The sequence below is a fragment of the Paenirhizobium cremeum genome, assembly GCF_022884085.1.
GTDB classification, from domain to species: domain Bacteria; phylum Pseudomonadota; class Alphaproteobacteria; order Rhizobiales; family Rhizobiaceae; genus Allorhizobium; species Allorhizobium cremeum.
Genome location: NZ_JAGGCS010000001.1, coordinates 565,192 through 582,493 on the forward strand (window position 1 = coordinate 565,192; position 17,302 = coordinate 582,493).

Consider the following 17,302-nt stretch of genomic DNA (forward strand, 5'->3'; position numbering starts at 1 on the left):
CATGGTCAGAACCAATCTCTTGGATTACTTTCGGATACCGTCAGATCCGCTTCGTCGGACAGGTGGAAATACCGAGGATCGAATAGAGCGGGCAAGTGGACATCAGGCCGGTCAGCAGCGGCACGACGCCGATCAGCGTGTAGTAACGCCACCAGGCCCCCGGATAGATAAAGAACAGCGACAGGATGACGAGGCCGGCGACGATGCGCAGGATACGGTCTACGGGTCCGACATTCTTGGCAAACATGGTGCGTTCCTTTCGCTCGTTGCACTGAACGTTTACCTGCAGCATAGCCGGAAACCGACCTTCGTCAGTGACTTAGTCACATTCCGCCAGGCGCTGCAGTCCCAGCCGGTCAATGAGGCGGATCTGGCCGCGCTCGCTCCGGATCAGGTCCTTCGAAGCGAAGGCTTCCAGCCGCCGGGATACCACCTCCCGCGCCGAACCGATCACAACCGCAAGCTCCTGATGGGTCGTCACGATCACGCCATCCGGCCCCGCCCTTTCCAGCAGCGCATGCGCCAGCCTTTGCTCCACCTTCACGAAGGCAACCTGTTCCAGCACGAACATCAGGTCCCCAAGGCGCGCGGCAAAGGCGCGGAACACGAATGCCCGAAAGGCGGATGATTGCGCCATCAGCGTCTCGAACATGGCCCGCGGCACCATGACGGCCACGAGTTCGGATTCGGCAATCGCCTCGCCGGTATAGAATGCATCGCCGAGCACCCCGAGGGTGGTCTGCACGCAGGTTTCTCCCGGCGTGACCGCATAAAGCAAAAGTTCCCGTCCGTTACGGCCGGTGAGATACACCCCGATCCTGCCCGACAGCAGGATCACGAATGCCTGCGCCCTGTCCCCCGGGCGAAAAAGCGTCGTGCGGTCATGCAGATGCTGTGGCCGCAGGCTGTCCAGCATCTCGCGCGCAGCGCCATCGAGCGACGAAAGGAATTGCACCTGATCGATCCAGCCCGCCATGCGCACTCCTTGAATTTGCCGGTCGAGGCGGCCATTCTGCACGGATTGCGCAATAAGGAAACGTTGCATGAACAAACCGCAACTCTATTTCGAGGATTTCCAGCCCGGCCGTGTCTTCGAACTTGGGCCGAAGACCGTCGACGCAAAGGAAATCGTTGAATTTGCGAGGGAATTTGACCCACAGCCGATGCATCTTTCGGTGGAGGCCGGAAAGGCCAGCATACTGGGCGGCCTGTCGGCATCCGGCTGGCACACGAGCAGCATGTTCATGCGCATGATGATCGATTCTTATCTGCTGGCCTCGGCCTCCGAGGGGGCGCCAGGCATCGATTCCATGGAATGGAAGAAGCCGGTGCTCGCCGGCGATACTCTGAGCGGCCGCTCGACCGTGGAGGCGGCCCGTCCCATGCGCTCGCGGCCCCATATCGGCATCGTCGCCTTCCGGCATGAACTCCAGAACCAGCGCGGAGAGACGGTCCTCCTCTCCCGCAATTCCATCATGTTCCGGCTGCGCGCCGTGAAGGAAGACGTCGCATGAAGATGACAGAGCTTTATCCGCCGGGCGAAAGGATCGCGACCGGCTCGAAGACCTTTACCGCCGCATCCATCATCCGCTTTGCCGAGAAATTCGACCCGCAGCCCTTTCACACGGATGCGGAGGCCGCGAAACACTATGTCTTCGGCGCGCTCTGCGCCTCCGGCTGGCACACCTGCGCGGAATGGATGCGCTGCTTCGTCGACTTCTGGAAGGACGAATTCACCCGGTTGCAAGCCGCAGGCGAGACACCGCCTAAGCTCGGCCCCTCCCCCGGCTTCGAAGCCCTGCAATGGCTGAAACCCGTCTATGCCGGCGACACGATCAGCTATAGCATGACGAGTGCCGAGAGCCGCCCGCTCGTTTCCCGCCCGGGCCTCATTCTCAACATCGGGCTTGGCGAAGGTTTCAACCAGAATGGCGAAGCTGTGCTACGCTTCAGGTCCAAGATCATCGAGTTCGAATAGGAGGCAGCCATGCCCACCAACTTCCATGATTTCCATGCGGTCGATATCAAAGGCAAGGAACGCTTCATGGGCGAATTCACCGGCAAGGTGGTTCTCGTGGTCAACACCGCAAGCGCCTGTGGCCTCACGCCCCAGTATGCCGGCCTTCAGAAGCTGCAGGAAACCTTTCCTGACGATCTCGTCGTCCTCGGATTTCCCTGCAACCAGTTCGGCGCACAGGAGCCCGGAACCGAAAGTGAGATCGCAAGCTTTTGCGACCTCAACTTCCGCGTCACCTTCCCGATGTTCTCCAAGATCGACGTCAACGGCGACGACGCTCACCCGATCTTCAAGTATCTGAAGACGGCGGAGCCCGGCATTCTCGGTTCGGAACCGATCAAGTGGAACTTCACCAAGTTCCTGATCGGCCGCGACGGCCATCCGCTGAAACGCTACGCGCCGACGACGACACCGGAAGAGATCGAAGGCGACATCCGTGAGGCGATTGCTGCCTGATGAGCGGTTTGGCGGACGGCTTTCGCATGTTTCCCACCGGCCGGCCGGGTCTTATCGCCGTGGCCGCCGCAAGCGATCACGTCTTTCCCCGCCATACCCATGACGAATATGGCATCGGGCTCTTCGTTTCGGGCGGCCAGATGTCCGCGTCCGGCCGCGGACAGATCACCGCCGGCGCCGGCGACATCATCACCGTCAATCCCGGCGAGGTGCATGACGGTGTCCCGATGCGCCGCGAGAGCCGGTCCTGGCTGATGCTTTATCTGACGCCGGCGCTGATGGCGGATATCCGCTCCGACCACGAGGGGGCTGAAAATCCCGAATTCGAGTTTGAGCGGCCGGCATTCAGCGATCCGCGGACGGTCCTCGCCTTCAGGTCGGCATTCGCCGCGGCGACCGGGGAAAAGGAAAATCGGGGTCTGGCGCTCGATCAGGCCCTTGTCGCGCTCTTTGCCCCTCTTTCCCCGCTCACCCGCCCGGAAGAAAAGGCTACAGGAGGAGACGGCCTGCTGCGGGCCAGGGCCATGATCGACGACGATCCCGCGCGCAATCTCTCCCTGCAGGATCTGGCGACGGAAGCAGGCCTCAGCCGCTTTCAGACGCTTCGTGCGTTCCAGGCTCTCACCGGCCTCACCCCGCACGCCTACCTCATGCAGCGGCGGATGAACCTTGCAAGACGCCGGATTTCCGAGGGGATGAGCCTTGCCGACGTCGCCGCGGAAGCGGGCTATGCCGACCAGAGCCACATGACGCGAGAATTCAGGCGGCGCTACGGCCTGACGCCGGCCGCCTACCGGCAGGCGGTCAAACCCTGCAATTCCATTCAAGACGCCTGAGGGCGGAGACAGCTAGCGTCCGATCCGCATTCCCACCTCTCTACCGATCGGGCCTCGCATGTATCTCGAATTCATCCTCACATCGCTGATCGTCATCGCAACGCCCGGCACCGGCGCGCTCTATACCGTCGTCATGGGCCTCTCGCACGGCAAGACCACATCCCTGGTGGCGGCCGCCGGCTGCACGCTCGGCATCGTTCCCCACATGGTCGCCGCGATCCTCGGCCTTGCAGCCGTTCTCGCCACCAACGACGCGGCGTTTCAGATCGTCAAGCTCGCCGGCGCGCTCTACCTGCTCTACATGGCGATCAGCATCTGGCGCGACGCCTCGCTCTTTTCGCCCGAACGCGACCGGCAGCAACGCTCCGCGTTCGGCATCATCCGTCACGCCGTGCTGATTAATCTCTTCAATCCGAAACTGTCGATCTTCTTCCTGGCATTGCTGCCGCAATTCGTCAGCGCCGCAGACCGGCACGCCGTCCTGCGCATGACCGAATACAGCTTTGCCTTCATGGTGATGACGTTCGTCGTCTTTGCGCTCTACGGCCTGTTTGCCGCCGCCGCCCGCGACAGGGTCCTCTCGCAGCCCCGGCTGATGCAATGGATCCGGAAGAGCTTTTCAGCCGCCTTCTTGGCCATGGGCGTCAAATTGGCGCTTGCGGAGCGCTGAGACGCGCTCCGCATCCCTTCCACTACCTCAGTGGCCGGAGAATTCGACCAGCGTCCGGACCTCGACGCCGAGGTCTTCGAGCTTCTTGCGGCCGCCGAGATCGGGCAGATCGATGACGAAGCAGGCGGAAATGACATCCGCGCCGATCTTGCGCAGAAGCTCCACCGCGCCGACGGCCGTGCCGCCGGTCGCGATCAGGTCATCGACCAGGATGACCTTCTGACCAGGTTCGACCGCATCGACATGCATCTCCATTTCGTCGACGCCGTATTCGAGGCTGTAGGCGACCCTGACGGTCTCGTGCGGCAGCTTGCCTTTCTTCCGGATCGGCACGAAACCGGCCGAAAGCTGGTGTGCGACGGCGCCGCCGAGGATGAAGCCTCGGGCTTCCATCCCAGCGATCTTGTCGATCTTGAGCCCCGCATAGGGCTGCACCAGTTCATCGACCGCACGGCGGAAAGCGCGGGGATTGCCAAGAAGCGTGGTAATGTCGCGAAAGATGATGCCGGGCTTCGGATAGTCCGGAATGGAGCGGATCGAGGACGCCAGCTCCAGCGCAAAATTGCTCATGAGTCAGTCTCTGGAAGGGTTCGGGAAGATTACGCCGGAGATTATCAAGTCCGGCCGCGCTGACCAACAAAAAAGGCGGCCGGAGCCGCCTTTTCCGTCATTCGTTGAGGAACGCTCAATGCGCTTCCTTGTTGGCGTAAACCGACTTCTTCGTGAGATAGATCAGCGCCGCAAAGATAGCCAGGAACACCATGACCATGAAACCGGTCCGCTTGCGTTCTTCCAGATGCGGCTCGGCAGCCCACATCAGGAAAGCGGAAACGTCATGGGCGTACTGGTCGAGCGTCTCCGGCGAACCGTCGTCATAGGTCACCTGGCCGTCGGAAATCGGCGGGGCCATGGCGAGCGCCGCGGCACCGGCGAAGTACGGGTTGAAGTGAGTGCCTTCGGCAACCGTCACGCCTTCCGGCGGCTCCTGATAACCCGTCAGCAGGGAGTAGATGTAATCCGGACCACCTTCCTGATACTGGGTGAAGATATCGGAGATGAACCTCGGGAAGCCGCGCTCGACGCCGCGCGCCTTGGCGAGCAACGACATATCGGGCGGCGCCGCGCCGTTGTTGGCGGCAGCGGCGGCCTCGTCGTTCGGGAACGGCGACGGGAAGTAGTCGGACGGAACCGCCTTGCGGGTGAACATTTCCCCGTCGGCATTCGGGCCGTCCTGCACTTCGTATTCCGCGGCGAAGGCCTTGACCTGCTCTTCCGAGTAACCGAGGTCTTCCAGCGTGCGGAAGGCCACAAGCTTCATCGAGTGACAGGCCGAGCAGACTTCCTTGTAGACCTTGAGGCCGCGCTGGAGCTGGCCCTTGTCATACTTGCCGAACGGGCCGGCAAAGGACCAGGACTGGTTCTTCGGCTTCAGGATCGGATAGTGGCCGGCTTCGGCCGCATGGTGCACCGCCTCCGCGAGGCCGCCTTCTTCGGCCGCCGCCGCGGAACCTGCGCTGAAGCCGAGAGCGGCGATCAGCGCGATGCTTGTAACAAGCTTCTTCATGTTGATGATCCTCTCTCGCACGCTCAGGCCTGGGTTGCGGCAGACTTGCCGCTCTTTTCGAGAACCGCCTCGGTAATCGAGTTCGGAATACGCCGCGGCGTTTCGAACAGGCCGAGCAACGGCATGATCACGAGGAAGAAGCCGAAGTAGTAGAGGGTGCCGAACTGGGCCATCAGGGTGTAGAGGTCGGTCGGCGTGCGCGAGCCGAGCCAGCCGAGCATGACGCAGTCAGCGACGAAGATCCAGAAGAACAGCTTGTACCACGGACGGTAGACGGCCGAGCGGACCTTCGAGGTATCGAGCCACGGCAGGAAGAACAGCACGATGATCGCGCCGAACATGACGAGAACGCCACCCAGCTTGGAGTCGATGAACAGGATGTTGAAGGTGATGGCGCGCAGCATGGCGTAGAACGGCAGGAAGTACCATTCCGGAACGATGTGGGCCGGGGTCTTCAGCGGGTTGCCCATGATGTAGTTGTCCGGGTGACCCAGGTAGTTCGGCATGTAGAAGATGAACCAGGCATAGGCGATCAGGAAGATCGACACGCCGAAGGCATCCTTGAGCGTCGCATAGGGCGTGAACGGAACGGTGTCCGTCTTCGACTTGACTTCGACGCCGGTCGGATTGGTCTGGCCGGTCACATGCAGGGCCCAGACGTGCAGGACGACGACGCCTGCGATCATGAAGGGCAGCAGGTAGTGCAGCGAGAAGAAGCGGTTCAGCGTGGGCTGGTCGACGGCGAACCCGCCAAGCAGGAACTGCTGGATCCATTCGCCGACCCACGGGAAGGCCGTGAAGAAGCCGGTGATGACGGTCGCGCCCCAGAAGGACATCTGACCCCAGGGCAGGACATAGCCCATGAAGCCGGTCGCCATCATCAGCAGGAAGATGACCACGCCAAGGATCCAGAGGATTTCGCGCGGCGCCTTGTAGGAGCCGTAATAGAGACCGCGGGCGATATGCAGGTAGACGGCAACGAAGAAGAAGGATGCGCCGTTGGCATGCATGTAACGCAGCAGCCAGCCATGGTTCACGTCGCGCATGATCTTTTCGACGGAAACGAAGGCGACGGTCGTGTCGGCGGCATAGTGCATGGCAAGCACGACGCCGCTCAGGATCTGGACGACCAGCATGACCGCCAGCATGGCGCCGAAGGTGTAGGCATAGTTCAGGTTGCGGGGAACGGGATAGGCGACGAAGCTGTCATAGATCATGCGAGGCAGCGGCAACCGCGCGTCGATCCACTTCTCAAGGCCGGTAGCCGGCTGGTAGCTAGAATGACCACTCATATTTCAGTATCCCCTCAGCCGATCTTGATCACAGTATCGGAAACGAATGCGAAATTCGGAATATGCAGGTTTTCCGGCGCCGGACCTTTGCGGATTCGGCCAGCCGTATCGTAGACCGAACCATGGCAGGGACAGAACCAACCGTTGTATTCACCGGCCTGGCCGAGCGGTACGCAGCCGAGATGGGTGCAGGAGCCGATCATGACGATCCAGTTTTCCTTGCCCTCGCCGGCGGAACGGGCAAGGTCGGTCGCCTGCTCGGCGGCGTCGACATTGGCGTTGCGCGCCACCGGGTCCTTCAGCTCGGCGATCGGAACGGCCTTGGCGTCTTCGACTTCCTTGTCGGTGCGGTTGCGAATGAATACCGGCTTGCCGCGCCACTTGACCGTCAGCGACATGCCCGGCTCAAGCGCCGAGACATCGACTTCGATCGAGGCGAGAGCAAGCGTCGATGCGTCCGGCCGCATCTGGTCGATGAACGGCCACGCAACGGCAACTGCGCCCACGGCGCCCGCCATGCCCGTCGTCAGGTAAAGAAAGTCGCGGCGAGTGGGCTCGCCCAAGGTCTCGCTATTCACTTCGTTTTCGCTCACGGTTAAACCATCCTCTCGCACAATTCTGCGACAAACCGCATTTCCCCCACAGCGCAGACTCTGTGTCCTTGACACGATTGTGCCACAGATTCCCCGCCAATTTGGCGCGTTCTAAGCTTGATAGCGAATTATGTCCAGACTTCACAGGGGGAGGTGGGCACAATGTCGCGGATTAAATCGCCACGTGTTTCCGGGATGTAACGAACCCGCCCGTTCATGTTGCAATGCACCTTGAATTACGGCATGGTCCGCGCCGATGGGCCGCGGGCCCACCCATGGGAACAAGGGCCTGATGCGAGACAGACTTTCCTGCGTTGCGTGTGTTCTTCTCGCCATCGCCCTGCTGCTCGTCAGTCTCCGTTATGTCACGGATTTCTGGCTGCTGGCCTTCTTCTTCAGCCTTCAGCCGCATATCGGCGCGGCCTGTGTCATCGGCTCGCTCCTATGCCTTGCGATCCGGCGCAGCGCCGTGGGCTATGGGCTGCTCTTCTGGTCGCTGCTCATCACCGGCCACGCCTTCTGGATGAAGCTGGAGTTCCTGCCTCCGGCCGGAACGACCGTCTCGCAAAACGCCACGCACTTCCGCCTTCTCTCCTTCAACGTGCTCGGCGACAACTACGTGAATGCCGACCGCATCGCCGAAACGATCAGGATGTCGGGCGCGGACGTTGCCTATGTGATGGAGGCCGGGCCGCTGGGCGACCGGCTCGACAGGTTGCAGGACGTCTATCCCTATCACATCGGCTGCGGCGTCATGGTCGAGTTCTGCGACCTGCTGATCCTCTCGAAACATCCGATCGAAGCGCCGCAATTTTACAGCCTGAGCGAGTTGCGCGCCAACCGGTTCGCCATAGCAGGCATCCGGATCGGCGGGCAGTTGATCCAGTTCTCGGCCATTCACCTGACCAAGCCCTATTTCGATGACTACCACACGCTCGAACTGATCTGGGCGGGGGCCTATCTGCGCCAGCGCCCCGGTCCGAAGATCCTCGGCGGCGATTTCAATTCCGATACCATCGCACCTGATATGCAGGACTTTCTGCGCAATTACAGGATGCACACAGCGGGCTTCGAGCCCGCCACCTGGCCCGTCGAGGCGAGCATCTTCGGCGTGCCGATCGACCACATATACATGTCCCGGGAGATCAAGGCGGTTCGCCTGCAGCGGCTTCCCGAAAACGAAGGATCGAATCACTTCGGCCTGATCGCCGACCTCGCCATCGAGCCCGCGGCAAACTGAGGCGCCAGCGTCAAAACGGACATTGGAAATGGTGCGTAACGTTTCCCCTCCGCCATTCCTGCGCCTGTCACAGCAATCCAGTGAGCCCAGGTCCCAGAACTTGAAAGGATTTCGTGATCCGACGAAACCCGGGACACCGGCAACCCGATTCAAGGCCGCGATGGCGGCGGGCGCGGCCCGCTCCCCGCCACCAGGAGGCGGATGGCCTTCAATGGCCGGCTGAAACCGACCTATTCCGCCGCCTTGTCCTCTCCATGCTCGTGGACCGCAAGGAAGCCGCCCGACTGGCGCGCCCAGAGCTCGGAATAGAGCCCGCCCCGCTCGACCAGTTCCGCATGTGTCCCCTCCTCGATCACACGCCCCTTGTCGAGCACGATGAGCCTGTCGAGGGCGGCGATGGTGGAGAGCCGATGGGCGATCGCCAGCACGGTCTTACCCTGCATCAGGCGGTCGAGATTGGACTGGATCGCCGCTTCGACCTCGGAGTCGAGCGCCGAGGTCGCCTCGTCCAGAACCAGGATCGGCGCGTCCTTCAGCATGGCGCGGGCGATGGCGATACGCTGGCGCTGGCCGCCTGACAGCTTGACGCCGCGCTCGCCGACATGGGCGTCGAAACCCCGCCTGCCCCGCAGGTCTTCCAGCCTTTCGATGAAATCCAGCGCTTCCGCCCGCTCGGCTGCGCGCAGCAACTGCTCTTCGCTGGCGTCCTCGCGGCCGAACAGGATGTTGTCCCGGATCGACCGATGCAGCAGCGCCGTGTCCTGGGTTACCATGCCGATATGGCTGCGCAGGCTCTCCTGCGTCACCGCCCGGACGTCCTGCCCGTCGATCAGGATACGGCCGCCTTCCACGTCGTAGAAGCGCAGGAGCAGGTTGACGAGCGTCGACTTGCCCGCTCCCGAGCGTCCGACGATACCGACCTTTTCCCCCGGACGAATGGTCAGCGTCAGGTGGTCGATTGCCCCCTTCTGCCGCCCGTAGTGGAACGAGACGTCCTCGAAGCGGATCTCCGGGCCGGTCACCTTGAGCGCGGTCGCGTCTGGCCGGTCGACAAGGCCGATCGGCTTCGAAACGAGCTCGGCTGAATTCTGGATCGTGCCGATGTTGCGCATGATGCTGTTGAGCTGGGTCATCATGCGTCCGAGCAGCATGTTGAGACGCAGCACCAGCCCGAGCGTGAAGGCGACACCGCCGGCCGTGATCGCCCCGGCGAACCAGAGATCGACGGAAACCGCGGCGACCATGGCAATCATGATGCCGGAAAGAATTGCCTGCGAAGCGCGCACACCGGTAATCAGCCGGGCGAACGGCCGCAGCGTGTCCTGGAAGCGGTCGAAGCCCTCACGGATGAAGTGATCGTTCTGATCCTCGCGGCCGAACAGCTTCAGCGTCTGGATATTGCTGAAACTGTCGACCAGCCGGCCGCTGACCATGGAGGCGGCCTCGGCGGACTCCTTTGCATGATAGCGGATGCGCGGCACGAAATAGCGCGCAAGCAGCCCGAAAATCACCACCCAGGCACCGATGATGACGGCAAGCCGCCAGTCGAGCTGACCGACCAGGGCCATGGTCGAACCGGTATAGATGACCATGAACCAGACGACCTGCAGCAGCGAGGTCAGGAGATCGCCCGTCGCCTGCCCCGCCGACCAGACCTTGGTCACGATGCGACCGGAGAAATCGTTCTGGAAGAAGGAAAGCGACTGGCGCGCCACATGCACATAGGCCTGCCAGCGCACGAGATTGAAGAAGTTGAGAACGATCGCCTGTTCTTCCACCAACGCGCCGATGGTAATGACGAGGAACCGGCCGAAAAGCACGACGAACGCCATTCCGAGCAGTTCCAGACCGTGCGCATCGATGAGACCGCTCCAGCCCGCTTCGCGCGGCACGGTGTCGAGCAGGTCGACGAGGCGCCCGACAAACCAGAACAATCCGGCCTCCAGGATTGCCACCGCACCGCCGAAGGCCGCCATCATGGCGAACGCCCCTTTCGCCTGCGACACATAGAACCAGGCGAAGGCCCATGTTCCCTCGGGCGGCCGCAGGTCGTCCCGCCGCCCGAAGGGATCGATCCAGTTCTCGAAAAGGCGGGTGATGGAGCGGATAATCATGGCGATCCATATAGGAGGTTTCCGCGACGCGGCAAAGGCGCGGCCAGCACAAATGGCCGTGAGTACCCCATCCGCTGCATAGGAACGCCCCGACCGGCCTTAGCGAAGTCCGCCAAAATCATTCAAAGCGCTTGCACAAACAGGTCATTATATTGCATAGCAAAATTTCGTCGCGAACGGCTGTCGCTTCCTCCTCCCGGAAACCGCGGCCGTTTCCGCGAAGACGTTTCATCTGCAGCCGACGGAGAGCGGCCCGGCAGGACCGCTCCAGCCGTCGCTTTCCGCCTATCAGGACCCGAAGGTAACAACTTGGCCGGCATTTCCCAATCCTCCACGCCCGTGGCCTCCGCATCCGCGGAAAACCAGAGCAGCGGCTATCGCTTTGCGCTCACGGCGCTCACCTCGCTCTTCTTCATGTGGGGCTTCATCACCTGCCTGAACGACATCCTCGTTCCTCATCTGAAGAATGTCTTCTCGCTCAACTATACCCAGTCGATGCTGATCCAGTTCTGCTTCTTCGGCGCCTATTTCCTGGTGTCGCTGCCGGCGGGCGCGATCGTCCGCCGCATCAGCTACAAGGGCGGCATCGTCCTCGGACTGGTGATCGCCGCCATCGGCTGCGCCCTCTTCGTGCCGGCGGCGTCCTATCGCGTCTACGCCCTTTTCCTCGCAGCACTTTTCGTTCTGGCAAGCGGCATCACCCTGCTGCAGGTCGCAGCCAATCCCTACGTCACCGTTCTCGGTCCGCCCGATACCGCGGCGAGCCGCCTGACCATGACGCAAGCCTTCAACTCCCTCGGCACGACGCTTGCTCCGATGTTCGGCGCCTTCCTGATCCTTTCGGCTGCAGCCGGCGCCACCGCCGGCATGACGCCCGAACAGACGGATGCGCTGCGTATCGCCGAAGCCTCGGCCGTCAAGATGCCCTATATGGCTCTTGCCGCGGCATTCCTCCTGCTCGCCGCCCTCTTCGCCTTGCTGAAGCTTCCGGCAGTCGAGGCGGACGACGACCTCGATCCGATCACCGAGGGCCGCTCGGCGTGGAGCTACCGTCACCTCGTCCTCGGCGCGGTCGGCATCTTCGTTTATGTCGGAGCGGAAGTGAGCATCGGCAGCTTCCTCGTCAACTTCCTCGGGCAACCGCACATCGCCGGCATGCCGGAAGCGGAAGCGGCCCACTACGTCGCCTATTTCTGGGGTGGCGCCATGATCGGCCGCTTCATCGGCTCCATCGCCATGCGCAGCATCGAAGGCGGCAAGGCGCTGGCGTTCAACGCGGTGGCCGCAGCGATCCTTCTGTTCATCACAGTCTTCACGTCCGGTTCGCTCGCCATGTGGGCGGTGCTCGCCATCGGTCTCTTCAACTCGATCATGTTCCCGACCATCTTTTCGCTCGCCCTTTACGGGCTGGGGAAACACACGAGCCAGGGCTCCGGCATTCTCTGCCTCGCCATCGTCGGCGGCGCACTGCTCCCGGTCGCGCAGGGCGCGCTTGCCGATACCATCGGCATCCAGCACGCCTTCCTCATGCCGGTGCTCTGCTATGCCTTCATCGCCTATTACGGCCTGAAAGGACACCGCGCGAGCTGAGCCGCGCAGCGTCAGGATAATGAAAAAGGCGCGTATCCCCGAGGATACGCGCCTTTTTTCGTTTGGCCGGCTGGCGGGTAGCGACCCCGCGCGACAATCGATTTTCCGCTGGCCGCCTTCCATGAGAAACGAAAACCGCAGGAGAGGGAAAAGCCCTCCCCGCCTTGGCGCAGGGAGGGCTCTGTATCATTCGGCCGCTTCGCTTTCTTCCTCGGATTCGTCCACCAGAAAGCCGCCCGACTGGCGGTTCCAGAGGTCGGCATAGATGCCGCCGCGTGCCACGAGTTCGCCGTGGGTGCCGGTCTCGACGATGTCTCCCTTGTCGAGCACGACCAGCCGGTCCATCTGGGTGAGCGTCGACAGCCGATGGGCAATCGCAATCACCGTCTTGCCTTCCATGAGCGAGAACAGGCTTTCCTGGATTGCCGCCTCAACCTCAGAATCGAGCGCCGACGTCGCCTCGTCGAGGATGAGGATCGGCGCGTTCTTCAGGAAGACGCGGGCGATCGCGATGCGCTGCCGCTGGCCGCCGGAGAGCTTCACCCCGCGCTCGCCGACCTGGGCATCGAGCGCCTTGCGCCCCTGCATGTCGACGAGCCCCTCGATGAAGTCCCAGGCATTCGCCCGCTTCGCCGCCTCGATCACTTCCGCGTCCGTTGCCTGCGGACGCCCGTAGGCGATGTTGTCGCGGATCGAACGATGCAGCAGCGAGGTATCCTGCGTGACGACGCCGACCAGCGAACGAAGGCTTTCCTGCGGCACGGAGGATATATCCTGCCCGTCAATGGTGATCCGTCCCTTCTCGAGATCGTAGAAGCGGAGGAGAAGGTTCATCAGCGTCGTTTTGCCGGCGCCGGAGCGACCGACGAGGCCGACCTTTTCGCCCGCCTCGATGGTGAGCGAGAAGTCGTTGATGACACCCTTGTCCTTGCCGTAGTGGAAGCGGACGTGATCGTAGACGATCTCACCCTTCGGCACGGCGAGCGGCGTTGCCGCCGGCATGTCGACGATATCGTGCGGCTTGGTCATCATACCCATGCCGTCATAGACGGTGCCGATGTTTTCAAAGAGCGCCGACACCTCCCACATGATCCACTGCGACATGCCGTTGATGCGCATCGCAAGGCCAATGGCCACCGCGATCGCGCCGATCGAAACGCTGCCACCGAGCCAGAACCAGATGCTGAGCGCCGAAATGGAAAACAGCACGATGGCATTGTTGATGTCGACGAGGATGTTGAGCAGCGTGATCTGCCGCATCTGCCGGTGCACCGTGTCGAGGAAGGCGTCCATGCCGTCCTTGGCATAGGCTTCTTCCCGGCCCGCATGCGAAAACAGCTTTACCGTCGCGATGTTGGTGTAGCTGTCGACGATACGGCCCGTCATCATCGAGCGCGCGTCGGCCTGTTCGCTGGAAAGCTTGCGCAGACGCGGCACGAAATAGGAAAGGATCAGGGAATAGACCACGATCCAGACGACCAGCGGCGTAACAAGCCGCCAGTCGGCGGCAAAGACCAGCGCCAGCATCGAGGCGAAGAAACTGATCGCATAGACGAAGACATCGATGATCTTCATCACCGACTCGCGGATTGCCAGTGAGGTCTGCATCACCTTCGTCGAAACGCGGCCGGCGAATTCGTTGGCGAAGAACGTCATCGAATGGCGCAGCAGAAAGCGGTGCATCTGCCAGCGGGCGATCATCGGGAAATTGCCGGCCAGCACCTGGTGCATGGTCAGCGAGTGGATGGCCCCGACCAGCGGCAGGCCGACGAGCAGCAGCGCGCCCATCCAGATCAGCCTGGTCTTTTCCGTTTCAAGGAAAGTGGCGCGATCGGCGACCGTCAGCCAATCGACGATATTGCCGAGAAACTGGTAGAGGAACACCTCCCCGACAGCGATCAGCATCGAGCACAGCCCGAGCAGCAGCAGCCAGGGGGCGGCCGGTTTGGTATAATACCAACAGAAAGCGACAAGTCCCTTGGGCGGCAGCGCGGGCGCGTCCGACGGATAGGGGTTGAGGCGGCTTTCGAACCACGCAAACATGAATATGCTCCGGCAATCTGGCGCCCGGCATCTGACGATCGCAATCGATCGCGCCTGGGCGGAAATCGGGATAAAGAGGCCGCGATGCGGCCTCACGATGACTTAAATGGGTAGTTTGTGGAGAAAGGGCGAGCGCGTCGCCGTCACGCAGCCAGCAGATAATGCGGCACCGGGAAGCGCATCGCGTCAAATTCAACCATCGAGGCCTCCCTGTTGCGTATCGAAGATAGCGATGTTCTAGCGGCGATGGCGTGGATTGAAAAGGGGCTTATGCCGCAATGGCGCGTTTTGACATCGGGATGTTGCCCGAAGACAACAAGATCCGGCAATGCCGGGGACTTGAGACCGGGGCCGGCATTGGCCTATTGAGAAGCCATGACAGCGCTCCGCATCGCCCTCTATCAACCCGACATTCCAGGCAACACCGGCACGATCCTCAGGCTGGCCGCCTGCCTCGGCCTCGGTGTCGATATCATCGAGCCGGCGGGTTTCGACATCTCCGACCGCAACCTGAAACGCGCCGGCATGGACTATCTGGCAAGCGTTGCGCTCACCCGTCACATCAACTGGAGCCGGTTCGAGACCTGGCGGCAATCGGCTGGCCGGCGCCTCGTGCTTGCCTCCACCAAAGCCGCCGAGCGCTACACCGATTTCACCTACCGCGCGGACGACATCCTGCTTTTTGGCCGGGAGAGCGCCGGTGTGCCGGATAGCGTGCACGAAGCGGCGGATGCCCGCATCGTCATTCCGATGGTCGCGGGACAGCGCTCCATCAACCTCGCAATGTCGGTTGCAATGGTCACCGGCGAGGCACTGCGGCAAACCTCCTGAGCGACGGCGGCCCCTTCGCGACCGCGAAAATGCGCCAAATCGACATCCGTCAAGGACATGTCTTCAAAATCCGTTAGGCTCCGCATGTTCGCAAGGAGATACGGAAACGGCTGCTGTTGCATCCGTGGCCTGCAGGGGCGCAAACTGTATTCGCGCATTTGCTAATTCTACCGAAAGACGATATGTTGCGACGCAGCAAAAACCGGGAGATGATCGATGTTCGAGACCGCATTCGCCCTGAGTTTGACCCACTTCGCGAGATCGCTGAGCTTTCCGGAACGCCTGCAGCGCCGACCCGGCCGCAACGCGGCGCTTGAGCCCTGGCGTCTGCGCAACGCCAATCTCGACGCATTCTTCTATGATGTGAAGGCGCTGACCGCCGAAGAAACCTTCTACATCAGCGATGTGATCGCGGCCGAGGGCCTCATCATGATCGTCCCGCCGACGGGCGCCGGCATGCTGACGCTCTGCGACACTGTCGAAGAATATCTGGTGCGTGGCGGCAGAAATGTGCATGCACTGACGGTTGCCGGCGTCGGCGGTTCGGCCATCGGTGCTGCCGCCTTCGCCCGCAATGTCGCCGATGCGATCGGCGAGCCGGTCGCGGCGGTCGTTTCCGGCTATGGCCTTGGCGACATCATAAACGAGGCGGTGGGTGGCGCCTTCTTCTTCGGATGGCTGGGCCATATGCGCAACGACCTCGAAGCGATCGACGACATCGTCGGTCGCCCGCAGCTCGGCGCCTATCAGGACCGCCATGTCCGGGAACTCAAGCCCAATGGCAGCTGCCTCGACGCCGATACGGTGAAGAGCCTGCTGGCGAACCCCGAGCTTTCCTTCCACCTGCTGGCAGGCCACTCCCGCGGCAACCGTGTGCTGTCGGAAGCCCTATACGCCCTGAAACTCGAAAACCCCAAGCGCCTCAAGGCATTGGCCGGCGGTCTTCGCGTCGTCACCTTCGGCAGCCGCATCACCATGCCGCCGGATTGCCGCAATGTCGTCGACGTGATCGGCGACCTTGACTGGTTCGGCGAGATCAACTCCCGCCCGCTGATCGATACGGATATCCGTATCCCCTATGCCGGCCATTCGACCAATACAGGCTTTCCGGGCGCCCTTGCGGTCACGAACATCCTGAAGGAGATCATCGCCCACAGCCTGCCGGTGGTGATCGAGGAAAAAGGCCCGGTCGTGGAGGAGAAGGCACTGCCCGCCGAAGCAGCGCCGGCGATTGCCGCCATCTCGGCAGAACCGGCACCGCCAACCGCCGTCGCCAGCGAGGAACCGGTGATCGAGCCGGCCGCGCCAATGCCCGCAGACCCTGAGCCGGCGGAAGCGGCATCCGTGCAAGAGCCCTCTCCGGCGGTCTTGGAAGCCACGCTCAGCCAACCGGAAACCATTGCCATCGAGACGGCACCGGACACGCTTGAGGCGACCGAGCCCGTTCCGGCTGAAGAACTTGCGAGGGCACCCGTCGTCGTGGAACCGGAGACGAAGGCGAAGGCTGCCCCCACGCCGAAACCTTCGCGCCCGACAGCGGGCCGGCGCAACGGGCCGAAGGGTGGCCGCAGGTAGCGCAGCTTAACCGCTGGCAGGCTTTCCGGCATGCGCGACGTTCTCCTCGGCCTTGGGGGGCAGCATGGCCTGTCAAGCCACCGGTTGTATCGAGATGCCTTCGACGAGAGGAACCAGCTTTTGCAGAGGCCGGTTACGGCAAGCCCCCCGGCCGGGAATGACGTGAGGCGAAGGAGGATGCTCAGTCGGCGGAGGGAAGCCGCCGCATGGTGAATTCGATGCGGTCGCCCTCGAGCTGGCGCCAGCTTTCGACCTCGGTCCAGTACGCGGCCTTGGGAAAGGCGTCGAACCATTCGCGCGCCTTGGCCCGCGCTTCCTCCCGCGACAGGCAGAACGTCTCGCGCACAAAATCGGCGCCGCGCCGGGCCTTGGCCTTGCGGTGTTCGGCAATGCGTTTCTTCAAGCCGTCGAGCGGCGGAGGACCGGGTATTCTCGTCATGAAAACCTCGCTTCCACGAAGATAATGGCCGGCCGGGGCTTT

The 17,302-nt window shown here is 62.3% G+C and carries 18 protein-coding genes; 9 read left to right on the forward strand and 9 right to left on the reverse strand.

What is annotated here, in order from left to right; translation table 11 throughout:
* Positions 1 to 40: 40 nt before the first annotated feature.
* Complete coding sequence (locus tag J5N58_RS02695) at positions 41 to 247, reverse strand: YgaP family membrane protein (protein ID WP_112831009.1); 207 nt, start codon at positions 245 to 247, stop codon at positions 41 to 43.
* Between the two features lie 72 nt (positions 248 to 319).
* Complete coding sequence (locus J5N58_RS02700; RefSeq protein WP_113339292.1) at positions 320 to 976, reverse strand: Crp/Fnr family transcriptional regulator; 657 nt, start codon at positions 974 to 976, stop codon at positions 320 to 322.
* A gap of 67 nt (positions 977 to 1,043) precedes the next feature.
* On the opposite strand from J5N58_RS02700, the gene J5N58_RS02705 reads away from it, so the two are divergent.
* The 5 genes from J5N58_RS02705 to J5N58_RS02725 are packed head-to-tail and all read left to right on the forward strand — an operon-like array spanning position 1,044 to position 3,979.
* Positions 1,044 to 1,514 carry a MaoC family dehydratase gene (locus J5N58_RS02705; protein WP_113438388.1) on the forward strand — a complete coding sequence of 157 codons (471 nt, stop codon included), beginning with the start codon at positions 1,044 to 1,046 and terminating at the stop codon, positions 1,512 to 1,514.
* A complete protein-coding gene (locus J5N58_RS02710) occupies positions 1,511 to 1,978 on the forward strand; it encodes a MaoC family dehydratase (RefSeq protein ID WP_113442782.1) in 468 nt (155 codons plus the stop codon). The genes J5N58_RS02705 and J5N58_RS02710 overlap by 4 nt, the downstream gene beginning before the upstream one ends.
* A 9-nt stretch (positions 1,979 to 1,987) precedes the next feature.
* The gene (locus J5N58_RS02715; RefSeq protein ID WP_113442781.1) at positions 1,988 to 2,473 is read left to right on the forward strand and encodes a glutathione peroxidase; all 486 of its coding nucleotides are present in this window, start codon (positions 1,988 to 1,990) and stop codon (positions 2,471 to 2,473) included.
* A complete protein-coding gene (locus J5N58_RS02720; RefSeq protein ID WP_244709536.1) occupies positions 2,473 to 3,309 on the forward strand; it encodes a helix-turn-helix transcriptional regulator in 837 nt (278 codons plus the stop codon). The genes J5N58_RS02715 and J5N58_RS02720 overlap by 1 nt, the downstream gene beginning before the upstream one ends.
* A 58-nt stretch (positions 3,310 to 3,367) precedes the next feature.
* Complete coding sequence (locus J5N58_RS02725; protein WP_112831013.1) at positions 3,368 to 3,979, forward strand: LysE family translocator; 612 nt, start codon at positions 3,368 to 3,370, stop codon at positions 3,977 to 3,979.
* 27 nt (positions 3,980 to 4,006) lie between these two features.
* Here J5N58_RS02725 and J5N58_RS02730 read toward each other — a convergent pair whose 3' ends face one another.
* From J5N58_RS02730 to petA, 4 genes are all read right to left on the reverse strand, one after another.
* Entirely contained in the window at positions 4,007 to 4,549 is a 543-nt protein-coding gene (locus tag J5N58_RS02730; RefSeq protein ID WP_112831014.1) for an adenine phosphoribosyltransferase, read from the reverse strand.
* A gap of 115 nt (positions 4,550 to 4,664) precedes the next feature.
* Positions 4,665 to 5,543 (reverse strand): cytochrome c1, encoded by an 879-nt coding sequence (locus J5N58_RS02735; protein WP_112831146.1) that lies wholly within the window; start codon positions 5,541 to 5,543, stop codon positions 4,665 to 4,667.
* A 23-nt stretch (positions 5,544 to 5,566) separates the two neighbouring features.
* A complete protein-coding gene (locus J5N58_RS02740) occupies positions 5,567 to 6,835 on the reverse strand; it encodes a cytochrome b (RefSeq protein ID WP_113438385.1) in 1,269 nt (422 codons plus the stop codon).
* 14 nt (positions 6,836 to 6,849) lie between these two features.
* Complete coding sequence (gene petA, locus J5N58_RS02745; protein WP_112831016.1) at positions 6,850 to 7,428, reverse strand: ubiquinol-cytochrome c reductase iron-sulfur subunit; 579 nt, start codon at positions 7,426 to 7,428, stop codon at positions 6,850 to 6,852.
* A 292-nt stretch (positions 7,429 to 7,720) separates the two neighbouring features.
* Between petA and J5N58_RS02750 the strand changes: the two genes are divergently transcribed.
* A complete protein-coding gene (locus J5N58_RS02750) occupies positions 7,721 to 8,668 on the forward strand; it encodes an endonuclease/exonuclease/phosphatase family protein (RefSeq protein WP_113442779.1) in 948 nt (315 codons plus the stop codon).
* A gap of 230 nt (positions 8,669 to 8,898) precedes the next feature.
* Here the strand turns inward: J5N58_RS02750 and J5N58_RS02755 are convergent, their stop codons facing one another.
* The gene (locus J5N58_RS02755; RefSeq protein ID WP_162757626.1) at positions 8,899 to 10,782 is read right to left on the reverse strand and encodes an ABC transporter ATP-binding protein; all 1,884 of its coding nucleotides are present in this window, start codon (positions 10,780 to 10,782) and stop codon (positions 8,899 to 8,901) included.
* A gap of 318 nt (positions 10,783 to 11,100) precedes the next feature.
* Here J5N58_RS02755 and fucP point away from each other — a divergent pair, with 318 nt between their 5' ends.
* The gene (gene fucP, locus J5N58_RS02760) at positions 11,101 to 12,372 is read left to right on the forward strand and encodes an L-fucose:H+ symporter permease (protein ID WP_425314449.1); all 1,272 of its coding nucleotides are present in this window, start codon (positions 11,101 to 11,103) and stop codon (positions 12,370 to 12,372) included.
* 186 nt (positions 12,373 to 12,558) lie between these two features.
* Here the strand turns inward: fucP and J5N58_RS02765 are convergent, their stop codons facing one another.
* Complete coding sequence (locus J5N58_RS02765; RefSeq protein WP_113442777.1) at positions 12,559 to 14,415, reverse strand: ABC transporter ATP-binding protein; 1,857 nt, start codon at positions 14,413 to 14,415, stop codon at positions 12,559 to 12,561.
* Positions 14,416 to 14,790: 375 nt separating this feature from the next.
* Between J5N58_RS02765 and J5N58_RS02770 the strand changes: the two genes are divergently transcribed.
* Positions 14,791 to 15,246 carry a tRNA (cytidine(34)-2'-O)-methyltransferase gene (locus tag J5N58_RS02770; protein WP_113442776.1) on the forward strand — a complete coding sequence of 152 codons (456 nt, stop codon included), beginning with the start codon at positions 14,791 to 14,793 and terminating at the stop codon, positions 15,244 to 15,246.
* 216 nt (positions 15,247 to 15,462) lie between these two features.
* On the forward strand, positions 15,463 to 16,821 hold the full coding sequence (locus J5N58_RS02775; protein ID WP_244709540.1) for a cell envelope biogenesis protein OmpA: 1,359 nt from the start codon (positions 15,463 to 15,465) through the stop codon (positions 16,819 to 16,821).
* A 181-nt stretch (positions 16,822 to 17,002) separates the two neighbouring features.
* Here the strand turns inward: J5N58_RS02775 and J5N58_RS02780 are convergent, their stop codons facing one another.
* Positions 17,003 to 17,260: a hypothetical protein gene (locus J5N58_RS02780; RefSeq protein ID WP_112831022.1), complete on the reverse strand. Its 258-nt coding sequence runs from the start codon at positions 17,258 to 17,260 to the stop codon at positions 17,003 to 17,005.
* Between the last annotated feature and the right edge of the window lie 42 nt (positions 17,261 to 17,302).

Bases quoted from the DNA above. Each gene is read 5' to 3' on its own strand.
- J5N58_RS02695 (WP_112831009.1), bottom strand. From the start codon at position 247: ATGTTTGCCAAGAATGTCGGACCCGTAGACCGTATCCTGCGCATCGTC.
- J5N58_RS02700 (WP_113339292.1), bottom strand. From the start codon at position 976: ATGGCGGGCTGGATCGATCAGGTGCAATTCCTTTCGTCGCTCGATGGC.
- J5N58_RS02705 (WP_113438388.1), top strand. From the start codon at position 1,044: ATGAACAAACCGCAACTCTATTTCGAGGATTTCCAGCCCGGCCGTGTC.
- J5N58_RS02710 (WP_113442782.1), top strand. From the start codon at position 1,511: ATGAAGATGACAGAGCTTTATCCGCCGGGCGAAAGGATCGCGACCGGC.
- J5N58_RS02715 (WP_113442781.1), top strand. From the start codon at position 1,988: ATGCCCACCAACTTCCATGATTTCCATGCGGTCGATATCAAAGGCAAG.
- J5N58_RS02720 (WP_244709536.1), top strand. From the start codon at position 2,473: ATGAGCGGTTTGGCGGACGGCTTTCGCATGTTTCCCACCGGCCGGCCG.
- J5N58_RS02725 (WP_112831013.1), top strand. From the start codon at position 3,368: ATGTATCTCGAATTCATCCTCACATCGCTGATCGTCATCGCAACGCCC.
- J5N58_RS02730 (WP_112831014.1), bottom strand. From the start codon at position 4,549: ATGAGCAATTTTGCGCTGGAGCTGGCGTCCTCGATCCGCTCCATTCCG.
- J5N58_RS02735 (WP_112831146.1), bottom strand. From the start codon at position 5,543: ATGAAGAAGCTTGTTACAAGCATCGCGCTGATCGCCGCTCTCGGCTTC.
- J5N58_RS02740 (WP_113438385.1), bottom strand. From the start codon at position 6,835: ATGAGTGGTCATTCTAGCTACCAGCCGGCTACCGGCCTTGAGAAGTGG.
- J5N58_RS02750 (WP_113442779.1), top strand. From the start codon at position 7,721: ATGCGAGACAGACTTTCCTGCGTTGCGTGTGTTCTTCTCGCCATCGCC.
- J5N58_RS02755 (WP_162757626.1), bottom strand. From the start codon at position 10,782: ATGATTATCCGCTCCATCACCCGCCTTTTCGAGAACTGGATCGATCCC.
- J5N58_RS02765 (WP_113442777.1), bottom strand. From the start codon at position 14,415: ATGTTTGCGTGGTTCGAAAGCCGCCTCAACCCCTATCCGTCGGACGCG.
- J5N58_RS02770 (WP_113442776.1), top strand. From the start codon at position 14,791: ATGACAGCGCTCCGCATCGCCCTCTATCAACCCGACATTCCAGGCAAC.
- J5N58_RS02775 (WP_244709540.1), top strand. From the start codon at position 15,463: ATGTTCGAGACCGCATTCGCCCTGAGTTTGACCCACTTCGCGAGATCG.
- J5N58_RS02780 (WP_112831022.1), bottom strand. From the start codon at position 17,260: ATGACGAGAATACCCGGTCCTCCGCCGCTCGACGGCTTGAAGAAACGC.